Raw genomic sequence first — 4020 nt, forward strand, 5'->3', positions numbered from 1 at the left:
AAAGAGGCGCGAGGAGGACCTGAAGGACCGCCAGGATAAGAGCCTGCCGCAGGATGAGGAGTCACGAAAGAGGCGCCAGGAAGAAAGAGACCGGCAGAGGCGTGAGGAGGACCGTAAGCGGGATGAGCAGAGGCGAGAAGAAGGCCGAAAACGTGAAGACGAACGGCGCAGAGAGGACCAGGAGCGTACGGAGAGGGAACGCAAAAATGAGCGTGAACGCGAGGATAAACGCAGGCAGGAAGACCGGAAGACCGAGGATAAAAGAAGCGAGGAAGATCACAAGGCCCGCAGGGCAGCTGCTGTAACACCAGGACAGAAAGATAAGGAAGATGAGGAGTATGATAAAGAGAAAAAAAGCCGCGAAGAAGACAGGCGCCGAAAAGATGAGCGCAGGCAGGAGGACCGAAAGCGCGAAGACAAAAGACGTGAAGAAGATCGACAGAAAGCAAAGAAAAGGCGCGAAGAGGACCGGAAACGTGAAGACCAGAGGCGGGAGGAAGACCGCAAGCGAGAGCAGCAGCGGAGAGAAGAGGATATAAAAGACCGCCAGGACAAGAGTCTGCCGCAGGATGAGGAATCACGAAAGAGGCGCCAGGAAGAAAGAGACCAGCAAAGGCGCGACGAGGACAGAAAAAGAGAAGAACAAAGAAAAGAAGAAGACCGTAGTCGAGAGGAAGAGCGCCGGGAAAAGGATGCTCAGGAAAAAGATCAGCAGAAGCAGAAAGACCAGGGTCGCCGGGAAGAGCGCGCTAGAGAAGACCACAAAAGGGCCGAGGAAAAGATGAAGCAACAGCGCAGGAAAGAGTCTGAACAAAAAGAAGAAACTAAAGAGCCGGCGAAAGAAAAACCTTCAGAAAAGCCCGCCGAGAAAGAATCGGAAGAAGGGAAAAAAGAGGATACCGATGCCGGTGAAGAAGAATCTCCCGGGGAAGAGCCACAGGAAAGTCCCACGGAGATGTCTGAACAGAGTGCGGAGATGGTGATAGACGTTTACTGGCAGGGGGAAGCACCGAAGAGAATAATCAAGCGGGAAAAATCCCCGGCATCCAAGGATGTCGAGAAGAACTGGTAAGCTATAACCCTTTATATTAAAGGGTTATAGCGAGTATCGGATAATAAGCCGAAAGGAGTGATAGGTGAGCAAAGCATACTTGAAAAGAATATGTCTGGCTGTTCCCGTTTTCCTGCTTTTATTTATTGCCTCTTCCCACGCCAGGGACATTAATTTCAAGATAGACCTCAGCAGAAAAACCGTTCAGCCCGGCAGACAGGTTGAGATGTACCTGTATTTTTTTGACAGCATGGATATCCCCGCCCCGGGGCTGCCGTACATAGAAGGCCTTGATTTCAAGTATTCCGGTTCAAAGGTCGTTCCAGCCCGGGAAAGCGGTCTTATTTCCGACTCGCTGAGGCATACATACACAGTAGTTCCTCTTAAGGGGGGCGAGTTCAGGATAGGACCTCTTTCGTTCAGTTACCGGGGAAATAACTATACGTCGAACACCGTCTTTTTGAAGGTTTCAAAGGACGCTGAAGTTCCTCTGGCGAGGAGGAAAGAGGCGCGTCCTGACGAAGAGGATATTAAAAGAAGGATATACCTCAAGGTAGACATCCCCAGAACTACAGTTTACGTGAACGAGAAAGTTCCTGTCACCGTCAAATTCTATACGGACTGGCTGGATGTAGAGAACCTGGAGATATCCGACCAGCCCAGCAAGGAGTATATTACCGAACAATACAGGAGCATCGATCCGGCGATGATCGTAAGTGACGGGGTACGGTACGCTGTCCTGAGGTTCAGGAAATCCTTTTTCATACTTGAGCCGGGAGAATACACCTTTGGTCCCGTGAAAGCGAGCTTTGACATTGCGAAGGCACGTGCTGAAGTACTCAACGATAATCAGGCTTTCTATAACAGTTTCCTGGGCGGGCGCGACTCAAGGCACATGGAGCTGGAAGCCGAACCCATCAAGATAAGCGTGGTACCCGTTCCTTCAAGAGGCCGGCCCGCGGATTTCAGTGGTGCTATAGGTAACTTCGGCTTAGAGGTAAGTGTTGACAAGAAAACAGTAAAGGTGGGAGAGCCCATCATTATTACTATGACAGTTACCGGAGAAGGTAATTTTAATACCGTCAAGGCTCCGGCCATTAGGGAGACTGATGCTTTCACGGTTTACGAAGCCCAGGAATTGGGAGGTGAGGATAATCGAGTTTTTACCCAGGTGATCAAACCCGCCTCACCGGACGCTCGGGCTATACCGCGGGTCAGTTTCAGTTATTTCGACCCGGACAAGGCCGAGTTCGTCACTCTGACCCAGGGGAATATACCCATAGAGGTGATAGGCCCTCCTTCTGTTCAAAAGAAACCTGAAGGCGTGACCAAACCCCTGCCGGCGAGAAAACCCGTCGAAGAAGAACTCGGCACGGGGATAATCTATATAAAGGATTTTCCCGGAGAGCTGGAGCGGGGCAATCCCCACGCTTATAAAAGCAAGGGTGTTATCTTCCTCGGGATCTTCCCGTTACTTCTTTTTTTCGGGGCGGTAATTACCCAGAAAAGGATGAAGCTTCTTGAGGAGGACACTTCTTACGCGGGATGGCTATCAGCTTCCCGACGTGCCAGCCGGGATATCGCAGAAGCAAGGTCTCTTTTGAGGGTCGGCAAGGCGAAAGAGTTCTACCAAAAGGTCTTCAAGCTGATGCAGGTTTATCTGGGCACAAGGCTGGGTGTGCCCCCAGAAGGGGTAACCGAACAGATAGTAGACGACCGCCTAAGTGGCAAGATCCATCGGGATGATATCACTGAAAAGATACGCGCGGTTTTCTCTGACTGTTACCTGGGGCTTTATACCCGGGTTAAAATGGATAAATCCGACATGAAGTCCACGCTCGGGAAAATAAAGGAACTCGTGGGCTATCTTAATTCCAAGAGGTCATTATGAGGAAAATCATTTTCGTGTTGGTTGCTGTTTCTGTCATTTTTGTATCATCTTTTTCACTCGCACAGGAAGAAGGGGTAAGGTCCGCTGAAAAGGCGTTCTACCGGGCAAACCTCTTTTATGAGGCAGGTGATTACCAAATGGCTATCGAGAAATGGAGGTCTATCTTGGCAGAGGGCCTTGAAAGCGGTAACCTTTATTATAATCTCGCCAACGCGTATTTTAAAAAGGGCGAGCTTGGCGAGTCGATACTGAACTATGAGAGGGCGAAGCGCTTCATGCCCCGTGACAGCGATCTTCTATTGAACTTGAGGCATGCCAAGTCCCTTATGAAAAGACCGGATCCGCCCGAGAAGAAACCCATCCTTTTCAAGTGGCTTGACATGGGGATGGTTTATTTTACCCTCAAACAATCTATGATACTCGCATTTCTCCTGTATTATTTGCTTGCGGCATACATCATAATGACCAGGGTGTTCAAAAGGTACGCCATGTATTCAACCATTGTTATCATAACCTTATGCCTGGTGCTGATCATGGTGATCATTCCCACCCATCAGAAGATAAAAGACCTCAACAGGGGCGCTGTCATTACCGCGAAGATCACAGATGCCAAGTTCGAGCCACTTGAGGACGCGGCGGTGCATTTTCCGATATACGAGGGCATGAAAGTCCATATACTGCGCGAAAAAGACGACTGGTATAAAATTAAGCGCCCTGACGGCAAAATAGGGTGGGTGCAGGGCGAAAATCTGGGCAAAATGACCCCATGATCATCAAAGATCTTTCATCTCGGGTATAAAAAACCATCGACATTTGTGCATAAAAGCCGCCTTTGTTAGAGTTTAAAAAATTTAGCTTTTTAACCTGTGCATATATAATATATATGATAAACTATTATATGGGGACAGATGAGAAAAGGCACAATTATGTTTACAACATCCCGTAACCAAAAGGGTTGGAGTGTGTCTAAATCTAATAGTTATATGATTTTATGCAAATATAACTAAAAGGTGAAGTGTGTAAATTTTTTTGCATAGTTATTAAATAATTTTAATAAGTGGCAAAGAAAGGTGCGATC

Annotated in this window: 2 protein-coding genes; both read left to right on the forward strand. The window is 48.4% G+C overall.

Annotated features, from left to right (window positions below):
* Positions 1 to 1136: 1136 nt before the first annotated feature.
* Positions 1137 to 2942 carry a hypothetical protein gene (locus GF409_06545; protein MBD3426874.1) on the forward strand — a complete coding sequence of 602 codons (1806 nt, stop codon included), beginning with the start codon at positions 1137 to 1139 and terminating at the stop codon, positions 2940 to 2942.
* Positions 2939 to 3712 carry an SH3 domain-containing protein gene (locus GF409_06550; GenBank protein ID MBD3426875.1) on the forward strand — a complete coding sequence of 258 codons (774 nt, stop codon included), beginning with the start codon at positions 2939 to 2941 and terminating at the stop codon, positions 3710 to 3712. Before GF409_06545 ends, GF409_06550 begins: the two co-directional genes overlap by 4 nt.
* Positions 3713 to 4020 lie beyond the last annotated feature (308 nt).

It is taken from the genome of Candidatus Omnitrophota bacterium, from assembly GCA_014728045.1.
Taxonomy (GTDB): Bacteria; Omnitrophota; Gorgyraeia; order Tantalellales; family Tantalellaceae; genus WJMH01.

Excerpts from the sequence above, each read along its gene's own strand:
- GF409_06550 (MBD3426875.1), top strand. The coding sequence starts at position 2,939 with ATGAGGAAAATCATTTTCGTGTTGGTTGCTGTTTCTGTCATTTTTGTA.